This is a genomic window from Cryobacterium sp. SO1 (genome assembly GCF_004210215.2).
Taxonomy (GTDB): domain Bacteria; phylum Actinomycetota; class Actinomycetes; order Actinomycetales; family Microbacteriaceae; genus Cryobacterium.
Genome location: NZ_CP067394.1, coordinates 1,436,708 through 1,455,017, shown reverse-complemented (window position 1 = coordinate 1,455,017; position 18,310 = coordinate 1,436,708). Strand labels below are relative to the sequence as shown.

The 18,310-nt window shown below is 64.2% G+C and carries 17 protein-coding genes; 7 read left to right on the top strand and 10 right to left on the bottom strand.

What is annotated here, in order from left to right:
* Nucleotides 1-53: 53 nt before the first annotated feature.
* Nucleotides 54-842, bottom strand: a complete 789-nt coding sequence (locus BJQ95_RS06855; RefSeq protein WP_130178491.1) for a CPBP family intramembrane glutamic endopeptidase — start codon at nt 840-842, stop codon at nt 54-56.
* Nucleotides 843-948: 106 nt separating this feature from the next.
* Nucleotides 949-3,645 (bottom strand): helix-turn-helix transcriptional regulator, encoded by a 2,697-nt coding sequence (locus BJQ95_RS06850; protein WP_205750182.1) that lies wholly within the window; start codon nt 3,643-3,645, stop codon nt 949-951.
* 209 nt (nt 3,646-3,854) lie between these two features.
* Here BJQ95_RS06850 and BJQ95_RS06845 point away from each other — a divergent pair, with 209 nt between their 5' ends.
* From BJQ95_RS06845 to BJQ95_RS06835, 3 genes are all read left to right on the top strand, one after another.
* On the top strand, nt 3,855-4,592 hold the full coding sequence (locus BJQ95_RS06845; RefSeq protein ID WP_130178493.1) for a MerR family transcriptional regulator: 738 nt from the start codon (nt 3,855-3,857) through the stop codon (nt 4,590-4,592).
* 80 nt (nt 4,593-4,672) lie between these two features.
* Entirely contained in the window at nt 4,673-5,794 is a 1,122-nt protein-coding gene (locus BJQ95_RS06840; protein ID WP_130178494.1) for a serine hydrolase, read from the top strand.
* 408 nt (nt 5,795-6,202) lie between these two features.
* Complete coding sequence (locus BJQ95_RS06835; RefSeq protein ID WP_256041554.1) at nt 6,203-7,852, top strand: carboxylesterase/lipase family protein; 1,650 nt, start codon at nt 6,203-6,205, stop codon at nt 7,850-7,852.
* Between the two features lie 24 nt (nt 7,853-7,876).
* On the opposite strand, the gene BJQ95_RS06830 is transcribed toward BJQ95_RS06835, so the two are convergent.
* The gene (locus BJQ95_RS06830; RefSeq protein WP_130178496.1) at nt 7,877-8,905 is read right to left on the bottom strand and encodes a DUF418 domain-containing protein; all 1,029 of its coding nucleotides are present in this window, start codon (nt 8,903-8,905) and stop codon (nt 7,877-7,879) included.
* Between the two features lie 299 nt (nt 8,906-9,204).
* Here BJQ95_RS06830 and BJQ95_RS06825 point away from each other — a divergent pair, with 299 nt between their 5' ends.
* Nucleotides 9,205-10,617, top strand: coding sequence for an alpha/beta hydrolase (locus tag BJQ95_RS06825; protein ID WP_205750183.1), 1,413 nt, complete (start codon nt 9,205-9,207; stop codon nt 10,615-10,617).
* Here BJQ95_RS06825 and BJQ95_RS06820 read toward each other — a convergent pair.
* The 5 genes from BJQ95_RS06820 to BJQ95_RS06800 form a co-directional block, all read right to left on the bottom strand.
* Nucleotides 10,612-10,788 carry a hypothetical protein gene (locus tag BJQ95_RS06820; protein WP_165384981.1) on the bottom strand — a complete coding sequence of 59 codons (177 nt, stop codon included), beginning with the start codon at nt 10,786-10,788 and terminating at the stop codon, nt 10,612-10,614. The two genes, BJQ95_RS06825 and BJQ95_RS06820, sit on opposite strands and share 6 nt — an antisense overlap.
* A gap of 113 nt (nt 10,789-10,901) precedes the next feature.
* Nucleotides 10,902-11,822, bottom strand: a complete 921-nt coding sequence (locus BJQ95_RS06815) for a zinc-binding dehydrogenase (protein ID WP_130178498.1) — start codon at nt 11,820-11,822, stop codon at nt 10,902-10,904.
* 48 nt (nt 11,823-11,870) lie between these two features.
* The gene (locus BJQ95_RS06810) at nt 11,871-12,062 is read right to left on the bottom strand and encodes a hypothetical protein (RefSeq protein WP_130178499.1); all 192 of its coding nucleotides are present in this window, start codon (nt 12,060-12,062) and stop codon (nt 11,871-11,873) included.
* 36 nt (nt 12,063-12,098) lie between these two features.
* The gene (locus BJQ95_RS06805) at nt 12,099-12,479 is read right to left on the bottom strand and encodes a nuclear transport factor 2 family protein (RefSeq protein WP_130178500.1); all 381 of its coding nucleotides are present in this window, start codon (nt 12,477-12,479) and stop codon (nt 12,099-12,101) included.
* 402 nt (nt 12,480-12,881) lie between these two features.
* Nucleotides 12,882-13,784, bottom strand: a complete 903-nt coding sequence (locus tag BJQ95_RS06800; RefSeq protein ID WP_130178594.1) for an NADP-dependent oxidoreductase — start codon at nt 13,782-13,784, stop codon at nt 12,882-12,884.
* Between the two features lie 97 nt (nt 13,785-13,881).
* Here BJQ95_RS06800 and BJQ95_RS06795 point away from each other — a divergent pair, with 97 nt between their 5' ends.
* Nucleotides 13,882-14,373, top strand: a complete 492-nt coding sequence (locus BJQ95_RS06795; RefSeq protein ID WP_130178501.1) for a MarR family winged helix-turn-helix transcriptional regulator — start codon at nt 13,882-13,884, stop codon at nt 14,371-14,373.
* A 16-nt stretch (nt 14,374-14,389) separates the two neighbouring features.
* On the opposite strand, the gene BJQ95_RS06790 is transcribed toward BJQ95_RS06795, so the two are convergent.
* Nucleotides 14,390-15,052, bottom strand: coding sequence for a response regulator transcription factor (locus tag BJQ95_RS06790; protein WP_130178502.1), 663 nt, complete (start codon nt 15,050-15,052; stop codon nt 14,390-14,392).
* On the bottom strand, nt 15,043-16,368 hold the full coding sequence (locus BJQ95_RS06785) for a sensor histidine kinase (protein ID WP_165384983.1): 1,326 nt from the start codon (nt 16,366-16,368) through the stop codon (nt 15,043-15,045). Before BJQ95_RS06785 ends, BJQ95_RS06790 begins: the two co-directional genes overlap by 10 nt.
* Nucleotides 16,369-16,498: 130 nt before the next feature.
* On the opposite strand from BJQ95_RS06785, the gene BJQ95_RS06780 reads away from it, so the two are divergent.
* Together BJQ95_RS06780 and BJQ95_RS06775 are read left to right on the top strand one after the other, a co-directional pair.
* Nucleotides 16,499-17,395 (top strand): ABC transporter ATP-binding protein, encoded by an 897-nt coding sequence (locus tag BJQ95_RS06780; RefSeq protein ID WP_130178504.1) that lies wholly within the window; start codon nt 16,499-16,501, stop codon nt 17,393-17,395.
* Complete coding sequence (locus tag BJQ95_RS06775) at nt 17,392-18,210, top strand: ABC transporter permease (RefSeq protein WP_130178505.1); 819 nt, start codon at nt 17,392-17,394, stop codon at nt 18,208-18,210. The genes BJQ95_RS06780 and BJQ95_RS06775 overlap by 4 nt, the downstream gene beginning before the upstream one ends.
* Nucleotides 18,211-18,310 lie beyond the last annotated feature (100 nt).

The window sequence follows — 18,310 nt, the reverse complement described above, 5'->3', positions numbered from 1 at the left end:
GCCGCCTGCATCCAGCGCACACGCCCTCACCGACGGTGAGTTATCGCAAGGTCTTACGACTTCACGCCGTGAGTGGAGGTCTTGGTTCGGCTTACACCTCTGCGCTTGTCCCGGCGGAGAAGGACCAAGACCACGATGACCGCGGCTATTCCGATGAACGGAGCAGCCATTCCGGCGTAGGGCACGTTGGACGAGAAGGTCGAGAAGTCCCACAGTCCGTGAAGGATCATCGCCGGCACCAAGGAACCGCTGAATCGACGTGCCAGATAGTAGACAGATCCCAGACCGAACTGGATGACGACCTGGAGGATCGCCACCGAGCCAAGGCCGAAGAATGCATTCGGGAGGTGCAACAGAGAAAAGAGCAGAGTGGACAGGAACCAGACACCCGTCTCACCGAATCTGGCCCGCAGGGCCACGAGGAGCTGGCCTCGTGCGATCACTTCCTCGTTGAATCCCACGAGCACGCTGCCGACCACAAGGTAGAGCCACATGGTGGGTGTCACTGTGGACTGGTCGCCGAAGATCATGTTGGCGATCGCGACTATGGCCATCACTGCCGGAAGAACAACAGCGGATCTCGAAAACGTTCGTTTCTCGGTAAGCGACGGACGCCACCATCCGAATAGTGAGACAGCGATCAGGATCACGACGAGACCGCCGGATAGGGGCGCTACGTACCACTTCAGAAGCGTCTCCTCGCTTTCACCCACACGCGCATAGTCGATTCCGTTGACTATCCAGATGGCGTAGAAGACCGCGAGATATGCAAGGAAGGCGGCTATCCCGAGCCAGACCCTGGGCCGGAGGCGTGGAGATGTGGAGTCGAGAATTCTTTTCATAAGAGTATTCAAAACTGTGTTCCCGGCGCACAGTCAAACGCGGACCGCGACTCCGGGTACGCGGCGGCAATCTGGCGGGCGTCGAACCCTCGGCAGCCTGAGTTGCTCAAAGCTGCCGACGAGAGCTGATACCCAGCTTGCGGAAGATGTTGCGCAAGTGGGCTTCGATCGTGCGCGGGCTCAGGAACAGCTGCGCACCGACCTCCCGCGACGTCGCCCCGGTAGCGACCAACCGGGAGATCTGCAGTTCATGATCGGTCAGTACGTTCGTCGATTGCACGGACCGCCTCCTGGGATACTGGCCGGTGGCGCGCAGCTCGCGGGCGGCACGCTCGGCGAATGCCTCGGCGCCCATGTTCGACAGCAGGTCGTGAGCCAGGCGAAGCTCAGCACGGGCGGCTTGGCGCTTACCCTCCCGGCGAAGCCACTCGCCGTAGACGAGGTGTGTGCGTGCCAGGTACGCGCCCATCCCGCAGGTTTCAAGCCGATGAATCGCCTCACGGTAGTCGTCCTCGGCCGAGACACCAACACTCGTCAGCGCCCGAGACCGTGCAAGCAGCCCGAGCCCCCAATCGGTTCCGCTTGCTCGGGCGCGAGCATCCAGCTCCTCCAGCGCGGCGGTAGCCAGCCCCGGCTGACCGGCACGCACGGCCGCCTCGACCAGTTCGGGCAGTCCGACCGCGCTGCTCCAGAGCCCAACCGGAGTGCACGCCCGCGTGGCGGCATCCAGGGCCAATGGGTAGTTACCGAGTCCGTTGTTGAGTACCGCTAGTGAATAGTGCACCGTGGTCGACTCGGCCCCCTGCCGGGCGCTGGAGCTGGTCTGCAGCCCGGCGTCATAGAGATACGCGGCATCGGTGTCCCGGCCACGCCAAGCGGCAACGACGAGTTGCGCGTATCGCAACGGCACGGCGCCGGTTACCCGCGAGATTTCCGCTTCTTCTGCGGCGAGCTCGATGGCCTGCGGTATCTCACCAGTGAACACGTGGATGACGGACAGGGCGACGAGTGCCCCCGGGAGCGTCGCCAGAGTGCCGGCTTCGCGCGCGAGCTGAACGTTGCGCAAAGCCAGCACCCGACCCCGCTGGCTATCGAACATTCCCCCCGCGATGCGGGTCGCCAACCACAGCCAGCGCCGGCTGCCCATATCCCCCAGATCCTCCCCGCCAAACCCGCGATCGACGAAGACCTCCAGTGCGTCGCGCAGCGCGGGAACACCCGCCGCGTATCCCTGGGTGAAGGTGGCGACCAGTCCGTCCAATAGCAGGTCGGCAGGTCGAGGTGGCCCGGGTGCCGCCGGTGCAGCACGCGCTGCCTCCGCTGCGTCCCCCACGCCGGCAGCAGCGCCGACCCCGCCAATGATCATGGCCGCTTCCAGGGCGTGCAGGTACGTCTCGCGGCTCAGTGCGGCGTCCAACGGGGCGAGGGTTTCGGCGGCATCGAGGAGCTTGCGCGCCACGTCGCTCCCCTGAGTCACGTGGAAGGCGTTCCGGGCACGGAGCAGCCCGAGGCGTGCCCGCTGCAAGTCATCGAGCGGACCGGCCGCCGCAACGTCCATGAGGCGCTCTGCAGCCTCGGACGCTCCAGCGTCATGCTTTGAGTGCGCGGCCTCAAGCGCCCGTCTAGCTCTCGAAGCGGAGTCCGGGGTCAGCTCCATGGCCCGCTCCAGAAAAGCGGCCGCCGCCGCCACGCCACCGCGTGCGCGCGTGTGTGCGGCCGAGCGCTCCAGGCCCGCGGCTGCCTCCTCGTTGGTGCCGAACACCGCTTGCGCACCGTGCCAGGCGCTCCGATCCGGGTCGATCTGTGGATCGGTGGCTTTGGCCAGGGCGCGGTGAGCACGACGGCGCTCGGCAGGCGAAGCGGCTCGATACACGGCCGAGCGTACGAGCGGATGACGAAATCGCACACCGACGTCGATTTCCATAAGTCCGGAGTCTTCCGCCAGAGCGGCGGCCGCTGGGAGGGTGCCCAGGATCTCGGCCGCACGCCACAGCAACGCCGCATCGCCAGTCGGGTCTGCCGCGCCGAGCAACAGCAACGACTGTGTGTCGGCAGACAGACCAGCGGACCGTCGTCGGAAACTGTCCTCGATGCGCCGCGGCACGCTGAGCACATCGGGCAGCTCAAACCCGCCGGCGAGCTCGGTCGTGTGCGCACCATGAGGAAGTTCCAACAGCGCCAGCGGATTCCCGCGCGCCTCGGCGACTATCCGGTCACGCACGTGAGCATCCACCGGTGAGTGGATCCCGTCGTCGAGCAGAATCCGACTGTCTGTGTCATCGAGCCCGATCAGTCGAATTTCGGGCGCGAACGCGAAGACGTCATCCTCCGCGGCGGGCTCGCGAATCGCGAACACCAAGACGATTCGTTCGGCGGCCAACCGCCGTGCAACGAACGCCAGAACCTGCGCCGACGCCTCATCCAACCAATGTGCATCGTCGATCAGGCAGAGAAGTGGCCTGTCCTCGGCCACCTCAGCCAGGAGGTTCAGCGTGGCGAGTCCGACCAGAAAACGGTCCGGCACTTCACCTGGACGCAATCCCAACGCAACCCCGAGGGCCAACCGCTGGGGAGCCGGAAGGACGTCTGCTCGGTCGAGCATGGTCGCGCTCAGCTGATGCAGACCAGCGAACGCGAATTGAGTCTCAGATTCCACCCCGCAACACCCCGCCACGCGAAATCCAAGGCGCTCAGCGGAGTCGTGCGCGTGTTCCAGTAGGGCGGTTTTTCCGATACCAGCTTGCCCGCGCACCACGAGGCACCCGCTCCGACCGTCCTGTGCCTCGGTGAGCAGGTTTTCCACGACCGCACGTTCTGTGCGTCGTCCCATGAGATTCGCCAGTTCCGCTCCCGCCCGTGCCGTCGAAAGTAAGTTCTCACCACAGGGTAGTTGCCGGTGGGGCGAACCATCTAGGTAGTGTTCACCGACGCGAACGCAGCACCTGAGCTGCGAGCCTTGCAGAACGGCAGCTACCGCCGGTAACCGTCTCGTCAGAAGCAAAGGAGAACCCCGTGACGTGGAGCACTCGTGAACTCGCAGATCTCGCAGGAACGACCGTGAACACTGTGCGGCACTACCACTCAATCGGACTGCTCCAAGCTCCGGAGCGCAGTTACAACGGGTACAAACGCTACCGGGTTGGCCATCTTGTTCGGCTGATTCAAGTGCGCCGCCTCGCCGAACTGGGTGTCCCGCTCGCGAATGTGGAGGCGGCCGGAGCGAGCGCCCTCGCTGTCCCTGGCGGCCTCGTTGAACTGGACACTCAAGTCCAGGCGGAGATCAAACGGCTGCACCTGGCCCGGGAGGATATTGCGGCCATCCTCCGCGACAACGCCCCCGTTGACACACCGCGGGGCTTCGAATCGATGGCCTCCCGGCTATCAGAGGCAGACCGAGCGCTCATCCACGTCTTCGCGCGGTTGTATGACAAAGAATCGATGGCCACCCTGAAGCAGATGGTGGCCGCGGAATCCGAGGATCTCAGGAGAGATTTCGACAACCTCCCCGTCGACTCTGATGGGGTCACGCGTCAGCGAGTCGTGCACAGGATCGGTGCCGAAGACGCGAACTGGCGCTCCCCCGCCCCGCCCTGGTCGGTCGAATCGGTTGTCGGTCTGAAGGGAGCAGCCGACATCCACGGGACTCTCGACGCGGTAATTCAGGAGTTGTACAACTCAGCACAGCACGATGTCCTCCGCAGGGCCGACGTCTACGCGACTGAGACGGAGCACCCGTTGGTGACCGCCTGATGAAGAATGCGACGGCATCCGGAGGAATCGGCGCAATCACTTGACCCTGTGCCGAGCACATAGCGTCTCATCGAATCATCATGAAAACTGCACACACGCTCGCCGCGGCAACCGTCTTGATCGTCATCCTGTCCAGCCTTCCAGCTGCGGCCACGTCAAACCCGACAGCCGGCGACCCCGTGCGCGCCGCTCTCGCGCACACAATGGCCGTCGACGCCTGGCCCGCAGGATTGGTCGCCCTTCGCCACACCAACGAAGAGGTCAGCACCTACGCTTCCGGCGTGAGGGAATTCGGCTCGCCCGAAAAAGTGGGGGCCGACAGCCAGATCAGGATCGGTAGCAACACCAAAACGTTCACCTCAGCAGTTGTCTTGCAGCTGGTCGGCGAGGGCGCGATTTCTCTCGACGACGCTGTCGAGACGTACCTCCCGGGAGTAGTCCAGCACCCCCAGGTAACCGGAGAAGACATCACCATACGTCAGCTGCTGCAGCACACGAGCGGACTCCCCGACATGGACGGGGACATCGGCGCGCACTTGTTGGAATGGCAGCACCGGTACATCTCGCCGCGGGCCTCCCTCGACCTTGCCCTTGCCCATCCCGTCTCCAACGTGCCTGGGGAGGCCTTCGAGTACAGCAATTCAAACTACATTGTGGCGGGGCTGATCATCGAGGCCGTCGCCGGCAGGCCACTGGCCGAGGTGATCGACGAACGCATCATCACCCCCCTCGGACTCGAGGACACGTATTTCCCCGACCAGGGCGAAGAAATCATCCGGGGCGATCATCCGCACAGCTATATTCCTCTGGGCGACTCCCCTGTCGACTACACCGACTTCGATCCTTCTTGGGGATACGCGGCCGGCGCAATGGTGTCGACCACCGAGGACTTGACCGCTTTCTACTCCGCGCTCGCGACGGGCGACGTCGTGGCCGATGCGCAGCTCGCGGAAATGCGACAGACGATCCCGGCCGAATCGCTCTGGGAGGGTGCCGCCTATGGGTTGGGGCTCATCTCCTTTGAGCTCTCCTGTGGGGTGACCGCGTGGGGCCACGGAGGCGACGTGCCCGGTACCGCCAGCCGGGTGGCAGCGACCGAGGACGGCCGCGCCGCCGCCATTGCGGTCACTCAGAACCCCACGTCGGTAGAAGCGGATGCCCGACTCCGCGGCCTGATCGACACCGCCATCTGTTCGGTTTAGTGGGCTCAAAGTTCATCAATCTGACCTTCCTGCCGTCTTTCCGGCCCCCGGGGGCGAACTGACCCTGCGGAGGCACTGGCTGATCGACATGAACACGATGTGGACCGGGTCGGACTAGATGCCACGGCCGGACTTCGCTGCGTGCACTCAATCGGAAGGCGAGAGCACATCATGAAAACACATCGAACCTCAGGCGAAGCCGCGCTGATGAGCCCGGGAGAGCGCAAACGCTCGCGATTTGCGAGAACTTTGAGGTTCTGGCTGCCGCTCACACTTCTCACGGTAGGCGCTGTCGTACTTCTGTGGCTCAATCGGAGCCCGTGGTGGGGGTGGGCGTTGGTGGGCGTCATGATGGTGGCGGCGGCCACCGCTGCCCGACGATGGCTTCGAGGCCACGCTCTTCTTCAGGTGGGCGCGTGGCTGCTCACCGCGGTGATCGTTTTCACAACTGCGGTCTTTGCCTACCCGTCGGCGACGGTCCGTGAGGCCGGAGGCGCAGATCCGCAGCTCACCGACGTTGTGACAACGCACGACGGCCCCGTTCGTGGTGTTACCAATGACGACCGTACGGTGGAGATCTTCGCCGGGATCCCCTATGCCCAGCCTCCGGTCGGTGATCTGCGCTGGCGGGCTCCGGAGCCGCTCCAGGCACGCACGGACGTCTTCACCGCGGACCGATTCTCTTCCGCCCCCGTCCAAGGCACGTCCAGTTTCTTCACCCGCGCGCTCTCGCAGGCCGTCGACATGCCGCTCGAGGACACGTTCCTCAACCCGTATCCCGTCAGCGAGGAGAGCCTCTCCCTCAACATCTGGCGCAACTCGGCATCGACCGCTGCGCCACGGCCAGTCCTCGTCTACATTCCGGGCGGTGGCTTCGCCACCGGATCCGCCGCGCTGCCTCTGTACGATGGCGAAGCCTTGGCCTCTCGGGGCGACGTGATCACCGTCACCCTCGACTACCGATTGGGAGTACTCGGATTCCTCTCGCATCCGGATCTCGCCGCCGAGTCCGACTATGGCGCTTCAGGCAACTACGGTGTTCTCGACCAAATCGCCGCCCTGCAGTGGATTCGAGACAACATCGCCGCCTTCGGAGGCGACCCGGACCGGGTGACCATCGCAGGAGAGTCCGCCGGAGGCGAGAGCGTGTGCACTCTGGGGGCGACCCCGCTTGCGGAAGGCCTGGTCGACGGCATCATCGGCGGCAGCGGCGCGTGCCTGGGCAGCACTGGCGACACAGAAGCCGGCGACCAGTTCGATACCCGTGAGGCGGCGGAGGACGCCGGGCAGCGCGTGAGCCAGGCACTCGGCAACGCGTCCCTGCAGGACATGCGCGAAATGCCGGTCGAGCAAATCCTGGAGGCATCGGACTCACTGGCCGGTCATTGGCGGCCTTCCGTCGACGGGTACGTCCTCCACAAGGCGGCCGCGGAGATCTACGCCTCGGGAGAGCAGCTGGATGTTCCGACTCTCGTGGGTAGCAACGCAGACGAAGCGTCGCTCGCCCTCGCAAGCCCGCCACAGATCAGCGTGTCCGAGTATCGGGAGTCCGTCCAGCGGACCTACGGCAACGAATCGGAGCGCTTCCTGGGCATCTACCCTGGCGATACCGAGCAGCAGGTCCTCGAGTCGTCTCTGAAAGCCCAGACCGACAGCGTCATGACTCAAGCGATGCTCCGCTGGGCACAACTACAAACCGATACCAGCACGCAAGACGCGTACCTGTACTACTTCTCCCATATACCTCCGGAAAGGGGACTCGAGAAGTTCGGCGCATACCACGGCGCCGAGGTCGCCTACGCGTACGACAACCTGGGTGCCGATAACGACAGCGTGTACCAGGAGGCCGACTACAGGCTCCGCGACCAGATGAGCGGGTACTGGCTCAATTTCGTGCACACGGGCAACCCGAACGGAACTGGCCTGCCCGCGTGGCCGACGATTGCGCAAGCCTCCGACGACGTCATGGAATTCGGGCCAGTCGGCGGCGTTGTGTCTCCGCGACCGCGGCCTGCAGCGATCGACTTCTGGCTCCAATACAACGGACCGATCCGCTAAGTCAGGCAGTGACAGAACCGGACCTCATCGCAGAGCGGATGACGCCCCGACAGCAGCCCAGCGGTTGGGCGAGATGAGGGATATCGGCTCGCGCCAGGTGAGCATGCGCCAGATCCATTCGACGGGTCCGTACCTGAAATAGTGCAACCACAGGCGACTGGCAATGTTCTGGGTGAGCAGGATGCCCAGCGCCAGCAGGAGAGCAGGCCCGATCGTGGTCATGGTGGTGAAGTCAACGACCGTGCTGATGAAGAAGACAATGACGGATGCTCCCAGGTAGTTGCTCAGCGACATCCGCCCCAGAGGTTCGAAGAGCATTCTCAATGCTCTTCGCGCGGGCGTGATCCACAACAACGACAGCCCGGTCACGTAAACGACGGCCATGACGAGCCCAGCGACTGCGCCTGGGGTCGAGAATCGAGGATCACCGGGCGCACTCCCTTGCCACAACAGGGCAGGAATCAGCAGCACCAGCGAAACGGCGAACGTGACCAACACTGCCCGCGACCTGCTGTCGAGCGCTCGCCCGAGGTCATAAGCCCCGAGAGCGGCCCCCAGCAACATCAGTCCAGGCGTGGCGGCGAGTCCGCCACCCGCTACGACGTAGGCGGCGACGACGAGCACGACGCCGAGGAGAAGCTGAACGACTCGTGGCGCGAAAAGCACGACCGGCAGAACCAACAGCCCCGAGATGGCGTACTCACGCAGCACTTCTCCGGGGTACACGAGTGAATGCAGAAGGCCGATGGCGAACAGCGCCACGAACCTCATTACCAGTGCCGGCCACGGCCTGCGCTCACGACGACGTGCCCCGTGCACGACAAAGGTCATGCTCATCCCGAAGAGGAAAGTGAAAATGGGAACGAACCTGGTTTGGACCAGCCATTCCAGTGGTTCTCTTCCCTGGACGCCAGCACTGTCGACGCCCAATCCGTACCCGAGTTGAACGAGATCGGGGATGTTGACGAGCAGGATTCCGCAGAGCGCAAACCCTCTCAGCGTGTCGATGACGGCCCAGCGCTGTGCCGAGCCGAGTGCGAGGCGAGGTGCCACTTTAGTTCTCCTTTCAAGGAGGTGAAAGTCTTTGAAGGCGGTGAAGTCCAGCAGACACCATGTTCTCGGAACAGAGTCAAACCGGGGCCGCCGGTTACCGCGATGGGAGATCCCGCTCTGGAGACCTCTTCGCTTGACCCGGTGCCGTCCACATAGTGTCTGCTCGTTCTATGTCACGGAATATTCTTTACCGACCAGTAGGTCCAGTCCGAAGTCGCCTCCGTGCGCTCGCCGCGATAGTGCCGGTGGTGCTGGTGTTGAGCGCGTGTGTTCCCTCGCCCCAGTCGCAGGAAGCAGAGGTGTCACTCGAGAGCTTCTACGATCAAGCGCTCGCTCTTGAGCCCTGCGAGACGCCCGTCCAAACTGGCGATGTCCTCATTCCGGGTGAGTGTGGGCACGTCGAAGTTCCTATCGACTACGAGAACCCCGACGTTGGTACCGCGCAAATCGCTGTCTTCCGCATCCCCGCGACAGGCACGGAGCCGATCGGATCGCTCTTCATCAATCCTGGGGGTCCCGGACTACCCGGGATCGGGTACTCGGCTGATGTGGCGCACGCGTGGGTGAACAGTCCCATCACCGAGCAGTTCGATCTCGTCGGGTTTGATCCCCGCGGAACCGGCACCAGCACACCGGCGATCGACTGCTACACCGATGGAGAGCGTGACGATGACGCGTTGGCCGCGAGTCTGTTGTCTCTTCCGGATTCGCGTCCTCTTGTCGACGCCTGCGCCGACAGCGTCGGCGGCGTCGACGTCTTGGCGCACCTGGGAACGAGGGATGCGGCGCAGGACTTGGATGTTATGCGGGCCGTGTTCGGCGACGACCGTCTCAGTTACCTCGGGGTGAGCTACGGCACCAGGTTGGGTGCCGTGTACGCAGAAATGTTCCCGGAGAATGTGCGAGCCCTGGCACTCGACGGTGCGATGGACCCGCATACGGGGACTCTTGAGCGCAACGTCGTGCAATGGGAGGGACTGCAGCAAGGCTTCGAGTCACTCGCGGCATTCTGCGCGACACAGGGCGCCTGCCCGCTCGGCACTCAACCTGAAACCGCGACCGAGACATACCAGCAGCTCGTGCGTCCCCTCCTCGAGACACCGCTCCCCGCCGGCGAAGGTCGTGAGCTGAGCTACACGGCTGCTAACGACGGCGTTGTCATGGGGCTGTATAGTGCCGAATTCTGGCCGCTCGTCATCGCGGGCCTCACGGAACTCGCTGCGGGTCGTGGTGACACCCTTCTTTGGCTCAGAGACCTGTACCACGAACGGTCCGCCGACGGCAGCTATGCCAATTCCGCGGAGGCCACGGTGGCCATCGACTGCCTGGACGAGGACCGCTTCAGCCCGGCGGGCCAGGCTGAGCTCGTCGGCGCCGCACTCACCGCTGCCCCCTTCCTCGATCCGGGGACGCCTGTGAAGGCCGCGCCTGCCCTGTGTGAGGGTTGGCCGGTTGAGCCGACGCTAGGTTTCCCTTACGCGACCGATATCGAGGATCTGCCTCCAACATTGACAGTGTCCGTGACGGGTGACCCGGTCACTCCGCATGAGGGTGGCATCAGCCTCGCCGAAACGCTGGGTGGAAGCCTGCTCACCGTTGAGGGGGCGCAGCACGGGTCAGTGATCTCGGGAAACGAGTGTATCGACTCCGTCGTCGCCGCTTACCTTGTCGATCTGACAACCCCTCCGGCTGACGCAACGTGTCGGTTATAACCAGATCGGGCCGCCCTCACCCTCCCGGCGCTGAACGTGTCCTGCGATCGGGCGTAGCGCGGTGATGAGGTCAACCCCGCCCTCGACACCTTCACCGACATGGCCGACCACATCGAATCCGACGCCGGACAGCAGGCACGCGAGCACGGACAGACCCTCGTCACCCGACACCGTGCCGCCTGAACACGGCGACTGACCGGCCCGAACGCGCAAGCGCATGGCAGTGGCCCGGGCACCCGCCCGGGCCACTGCCACCACGAGCTCGGTTGCCCCGGTGTCGCGGATCAGTCGACGAGGAACACGGTCCTGTTCGGCGAGCGCACACTGTCATCGCCGACCCATATTCCGAGGGCTGTCCATGACCTCCGGTCGAGGTCCCCGATCGTGTGGCGCCCGGCGTGCACCTCGGCTGCCAGGTACTCCATTTCGGATCCCAGCCCGGTGTGGCTACCGAGGAAGAACGTCGAGATCGTTCTGTCGAAGTTTGTCGGGCCGGCGACAAAGGCGCCGAACGGGAAATGCTCGTCGTGACCGGCGGCATGTCCCAGCGCAATGACCGTACCTCCCGGCGCCAGCAAGGAATACGCGGCGACGAGATGCGGCCCGCCCACGACGTCCACTGCCGCGAAGACCGGCAACGACACTGTGTCCATCGTCGTGTGCACCTCCGCAGCTCCGAGCTGCCTGATTCGTTCGTGGGCCACCTGGTCCCGCGCGATCGCGACGACGTGCGCCCCGGATCTGGCCGCCAGCTGAACGGCGGCCGCTCCCACGGCACTGTTGGCACCCACTACGAGCAGACGCCGCCCGAGCAGCGATCCGAGCCCTCGAAGCGCCCGGAGAGCACTGGTGACCGGGACCGGGATCGCGCTCATCAGCGCCGGGTCTGCACCGTTCGGTGTCACGGCGATCGTCGCTGTCGGAACACTTCGCATCTGAGCCCAGCCGCCGTGGCTCCCGAGGAAGATCACGGACTGGCCTTCCTTCGGCCCGCTCCCGTTCGGCGCGCTACGAAGCACGGTCCCGGCGCCGTCCCAGCCTGGGACTGATCCGGGTTCCGCCGAGGCGAGCGCTGCGAGATCTCCCGGGTTCGGCGCGAATGCCTGCACCTGAAGAAGAGCTTCATCTTCACGTTGGGGCGGATCGGGCAGTTCGCGAAATGAAACTCCTGCGTGGCTTGACTGGTCGGTTATCCATGCGCGCATTGTGTGTGCTTCTTCGTGTCGGTTGGGTTCAAGGTGCTCGGAGCTTGGTCAAGCGTCTCGCCTGCGCAGCCTGAGGATTCCGTCGACGAGCAAGATCAACAAGCCAACCCCTCCTGCGGGCCGGCCAAGCAGGATGAGCCCGCCGGCCCCGATGTTCGCATCGGTGGCGAAAGGGTCGGTGATGGCCCACGCGCCGGCGAGCATGAGAAAGCCGACGGCGAGAAGAATCGTTCCGGTCACTCTGAGCATGTTGTCTCGTTTCTACTTAGTGGCATTTCAGGACGGCCTGATCGGCTCGTCGGTTACAGGCTCGAGGTAGAACCGCGACCAGGACACGAGGCCATGCGTATCGGTGCGCCAGATTACGGGGCCGACGATTCCCGCCGAAGTGCCGTCGGCCGCGGTGCCGTCCATCTCCCATTCCGACCAGACTTCGTCGCCATTGATAGCGAGACGAAGAACTCGCGCCGTCAGATTCGGGAATCGGCTGAGTATCGCTGTCCAGCTGCGCAGCACGGTTGCGCGACCCTCGTAATTCCTAGACGGGTGATGAGGGGTTTCGGAAACATAGTCGGCGGAGAAGCACGCTGCGATGCTGGTGGCGTCATGGGAGTTGATCGCTGTCTCGAGCTTGGTGAGCGCTTCTAGGTTTGTCATATTCGCCGACTTTCATTGGGGGTGGTTCTGTTGCCATCGGGCCGCCGGCGTGCGGGAAAAGCGTCTCCGCTTCGGGGTCGGACACGATTGTTCTCCTTCGCACTTGCGGCCGTCACAGGGGCTATTCGATCGAGTCCACACCATGTGGCAAGCACCAGGTCAAATGCGGGTCCAGCGGCCAAGACAATGCCAGTGGAATCACGGTCCCAATTCTCAGGCGATGAATCCGACTTCAGACACGCTCACTGAGTGAGCGAGCGTCGGACGAATCACCGTTCGCCGAGGTCGCGTGGAGAGCTCAGCGCAGCCACCGCTCGCTGCTCGTCACGATCGTGGTCGATTCTCCCGCTTGTCCGAGCAAGCCTGCCTGACGAGTCGAGCGCTCGGCCTGCGGAGGCGCGATCAGCTCACGGTCACCACGACTTTGCCAGCGCCACCCGAGGCCAGCTCGTGAGCCTCTCGCATGGATGAGAGCGGTACAACGCGGTCCACGCGAGGCGTGTAGAGGCCGCGCCTGCCGAGATCAGCCGTCTGCTCGAGCAGTGCCGAGTCGTTCACAGCGTTCACGACAACGACCCCTTGCTGCACGGCTTCCCCCGTGCCTACGACCGACACCACGCGGGACTTGTCGCCGACGATGCTCACCAAATCCACCAAGGCGGGTGACGGCGCAGCATGTAGAGCCGCGAACACCCCCTCCGGCGCCAAGGCGGCGACTCGCTCGGCCAATCCGGGCCCGTAGGTTGTCACAGTCGCCCCGAGGGCGGTGACGTGGTGATGATTCGCGGGTCGCGCCGTACCGATCACCTTTGCTCCGGCGGCGAGCGCCAGGGCTGTCGCGGCACTTCCTACAGCACCGGATGCGCCTTCGATCAGGAGCGTCCGCCCGTTCAGATCGCCGAGAGCGTTGATCGCGCCTGCCGCGGTGGCGGACGCGAGCCCCGCGGCGGCGGCCTGCTCGATGGACCAGTGCGGAGGCACCGCGCTCCAAGCCGTCAGCACCGCGAACTCCGCCGTTGTATCGCTCACGCCACCCAGTCCGAATACCAGGTCGCCGACCTTCGAGTCCGTCACTCCTTCCCCGACCTCATCGATGACTCCGACGGCGTCGCGTCCAGGAATCGCAGGTAGCGCTAGAGGAAGCATGTCCTGCAGGGTGCCGGCACGGAAGAGGTAGTCGATGGTGTTGACACTCACGGCTTTCACAGCGATCCGAACCGAGTTTGCTGATGCGTGAGGTTCGGCGACTTGCTCGACAACGAGAACATCCGGGTCCCCAAAATTGTGATAGCGCGCAGCCTGCATGAATATCTCCTTTTCGCTGAAGCAAGGTTTTTCCTTGCCACGGAAAGCAACCCTAGGCGGGAATGCTTGCCGTGGCAAACGTTGATAGAATCAGGACATGGCCGTTGAAGAGCGATTGTCCAGTCACGAGGACCGAACCTGGTCTTTGCTCGTCGGAGTCATGATGTGGCTGCCGGCTGAGCTGGACACGTACTTGGAGCGCGTCGCGAAGTTGAGTCACGCGGAGTATCAGGTCCTGCGATGGCTGTCGCTCAGTGAAGAACGCGAAATCCACATGACTCGCTTAGCCGCGACCGCAAGCGTCACCCCGTCGCATCTCTCGCGGATCGTGGCCCGGCTTCAGGAGCGAGGATGGATAACCCGCAGCAGCGATCCCCGCGACGCTCGCAGGACCCTGGCCCGGTTGACCGACGCCGGGGCGGGTGTCGTAGCCGAGACGGAGCCCGGGTATTGCGCGGAGGTGCGCCGCACTGTGTTCGCTCACCTGACGCCGGCCCAAGCAACCGGACTGGAAGACATTGCGGAGGCCGTACTCACGCCGTTGCGGGAGGATTGCGTCAGCGTATTGCCACCGCGCGCCTCAAGGTGACTGGCGGCTCGCACCCCTAATCGCTTGCGAGTTCAGCGTCGTGCACCACACGAGCAACTTGGACTCGGTTGGCGGCATCCAGTTTGACGAAAACGTGCCCGAGATGGGTCTTGACTGTCGCGACGCCCATGAAGAGTTCCGCCGAGATCTCGGTGTTCGAGAGTCCGCGACCTACAGCAATCGCAACTTCACGCTCGCGATCGGTCAGCCCCTCGAGCAAAACAACGGCGCGCTCGTGTTGGGCGTCCGAGCCGCCCGTGACCTTGGCGATGAGCTGGGCTGTCACGCTCGGTGACAGTATCGACTCCCCCGCGGCCACACGTCTCACGGCGTCGACGATATCGCTTGGCGACGTATCTTTCAGCAGAAAGCCGACCGCACCGTGTCGCAGAGCAGTGACCACGAGCTCGTCCGTGTCGAATGTCGTCAACACGATGATTCGAACCTGGTCGCCACGCCGCGTCAAGACCTTCGTGGTCTCGAGGCCATCCAGCACTGGCATCCGGATGTCCATCAGCACCACGTGAGGAGACGCGGTCGCGATCATGTCGAGCGCTTCGCGACCGTCGGATGCCTCGCCCACGATGCTGAGCGAGGAATCACCGCCCAGGATCATCCGCAGGCCCGCACGTACGAGAGCGTCGTCGTCCACGATCGCGACACGCGTCGTCACGCCCACGGCAGCCTCGCCGTCACTACAAAACGATCCCCGCGGTCAATCCCGTAGTCGAGACTGCCGCCGGCAAGCTCGGCGCGCTCCCGCAGGCCCAAGAGCCCGACGCCGCTGCCACGCATTTCGGTCTCTCCTCGTGCGGTAACCGTTTCCCGCCGACGCGGGTTACGCACAACGACCAGCAACTCGTCGACACGCTTTTCGAGCACAAGATCAACGGGTGCACTCCCCGCGTGCTTACGAGCGTTGGTGAGGGCTTCTTGAACGATTCGGTATGCAGTTCGAGACACAGAATCGGAAAGTTCCTTGAGCCCCCCTCCCGGCGGGCCATCACCCGGATCTATGTCAACAGCCCTCAAGGTGACGTCCATCCCGGCCTCCCGCGAATCGGCAAGTAAGGCTGGCAGCTCGGCAAGGGTGGGCTGGGGCGGCTCGGCATGCTTGTCTCCATCACTCGACCGCAGGACACCGAGGATCTGTCGAAGTTCGGTCAACGCGAGCTGTGCGTTGTTCTGGATGACCGTTGCCGCCTCCGCGGTCTCGTCGCGGGAGAGATCAGTACGGTAGCTCAGCGCTCCGGCGTGCAGGCTCACGAGCGAGATGCGATGCGCGAGCACATCGTGCATCTCGCGTGCGATCCGGGTGCGCTCAGACTCCCGCGCCGAGTTCTCACGGAGGTTTTGCTCACGCTCGGCATTTTCCGCCCGTTCGCGGAGGGAGATGAGCAGTTCGCGCCGCGCGCCGATGTAATAGCCGGTTGACACGCACACCACGTAGACGGCGACGGCCAAGCCGCCTCCAGCCCAGGTGAAAGCGATATCCGAGGTGGTGCCGGGCACGCGTGGTCGTAACACCGTCGCGTAGAGCATGGTGCACCCGACCCAGACGAAGCCGATGGCGACGGCTGGCTTCCAGCGCCGACGAGTGCTCATCGACACGACGGCGAGCGCTGCCGCGCCTACCGCGAAGCTGGAGAGCACAGTGAGGCCCGCGACCAACGCCGACGTGATCACCGGGTGGCGGCGTCTCAACGGCAGTACCGCGACCGCAACGAGACCGACTAGGAGATCGAGGATGACGAAGCCGCGAACGACGGCCTCCTCGCCGGAGGTGAAATCGGTGCCAATCGGCCTGCTATAGGTAAAGATGACGGTGAACCACAAGGTCAGACCGATTCCCCCGGCCAAGAGGTACCGCCAGATTCGCGACCACGGTCCGAGGTTCGGAGCATCGGGGACCGCGGTCGGCCCCCCGCGCGCGCTGGAGGCCGCGGAAAACGCAGCCGCCGTCGAGGCGGGGCCGGAACGCTGCCTGTTGGTCACGTTCTCCAGCGTAGGTGGTTGCATCCCGCAGCCACTCCTCTTTAACGCTCTACCGCCTCAACCCAAAGGTGGAGGGAGACGAGACCATGCGCTGATTTGCGTGGAAGCGTGCTGAGCGATTCTTGGACACATGATTACCGCAACCAATCTCACCAAGCGCTACCGAAACTCGATGGCGGTCGACAACGTCTCGTTCTCCGCCGAGCCTGGCCGCATAACGGGATTCCTCGGCCCCAATGGTGCCGGGAAGTCGACGACGATGCGCATGCTGGTGGGGCTCGCCAAACCCACTTCCGGCAGTAGCAGCGTGCTCGGTGTTCCGTTCCGTTCCCTGGAGAACCCGGGCCGCCACGTCGGTGTGCTGCTCGATGCGGGCGCCCAGCACCCGGGCCGCACGGGCCGAGAATCACTCGCACTCTCGGCACAGCTCATGGGCATGCCGGCGGGCAGGGCCGACCAGGTCCTTGAGATCGTCGGGCTGACCGCGAAGGAGGGCGGCGGGCGCATTCGCGGCTACTCCCTCGGCATGCGCCAGCGGCTTGGCCTGGCTAGCGCCCTGCTCGGCGACCCCGCCGTGCTCATTCTCGACGAACCGTCGAACGGACTCGATCCCGCGGGAATTCGGTGGATGCGGGGCGTTCTGACGTCGTTCGCCGCCTCGGGCGGCACCGTTCTGCTCTCATCGCACCTGTTGCTCGAGGTCGAGGCCGTCGCCGACGACCTCGTCATCATCGGGCGGGGCAAGGTTCTGGCCAAAGGAAGCGCTGCCGAGCTGCTCGCCACGAAAGGCACGTCGGTGCGCAGCCTGGACGATGACTCACTCAGTCGAGCCTTGACCATCGCCGGTTTCGATGTCAGCCCTGTTTCGGACGGGCTGTCGACCTCTGCCTCGGTGCACGATGTCGGCCGGCTCGCCCTCGAGGCTGCAATCGTCGTCATCGACCTCCACCCGGCCTCGAACGCCGGACTCGAAGAACTGTTCTTCTCCATGACCGCCCAGCACGGGCGAGAGGATGTACCCGCATGACCAATCCAGGCATCACAAGCGATTCACAGTCGGTCTCAGTAGACAACCCGTTCCCGCCGGCCGCGCGCACCAGCCCGATGGGAAGTGTGCCGTTTATCCGCCTCGCGACCGTCGAACTGCGGAAGCAGGTAGACACACGCTCCGGGGTGTGGCTGCTCGTCACAATCGCGATAGTCAGTGCTGGTCTGATTACGTTGCCGCTCGTCACGGGCACAGCCGACGGCCTCACCTTCACCAACTTCGTGTCGGCAGCTTCCACGGGCCAGCTCTTCCTGCTGCCACTTATCGGAGTGATGGCGGCGACCAGCGAATGGTCAGCCCGCACGGCGCTCACGACCTTCACTCTCGAACCGCGGCGCACCCGCGTCAACCTCGCCAAGCTCGCCTCGGCAAGCTATCTCGGGATGGTGCTGATGGTGGTGACTCTTGCAGTCGCCGCCGTGTTCAACCTCATCGGCATCGTGTGGCTCGACACCGGTGGCTCGTGGGAGATCAATAGGCCGATCATTCTCGGTACCGCATTAGCGCTCGTCTTGCTTGTGGCACAGGGCATCGCCTTCGGGCTTGCCTTCTTGAGCACCCCGGTGGCGATCGTGGCTTACCTCGGTCTGCCGACGGTATGGTCGATCCTCAGCTTTGCGGTCGAGCCGCTGAGCGGACCCGCTGAATGGCTGGACATGACCAACACTCTCCGCACTCTCATGAGCGGGCTGATGACGGCCGATGGCTGGGCGAAACTGCTTGTCTCAGTCCTGGTGTGGGTGGGAATCCCTCTCTCGATCGGTCTGTGGAGGACGGCGCGCCGCGAACCGTAAGCACCCTCGATGGGGCGGTGGCGGCGATCGCCGACACTGCCTCCGACCGGCACGAACGTAACGGATATCGACAGCCTTTTTGAGCATACGAAGGAGAATT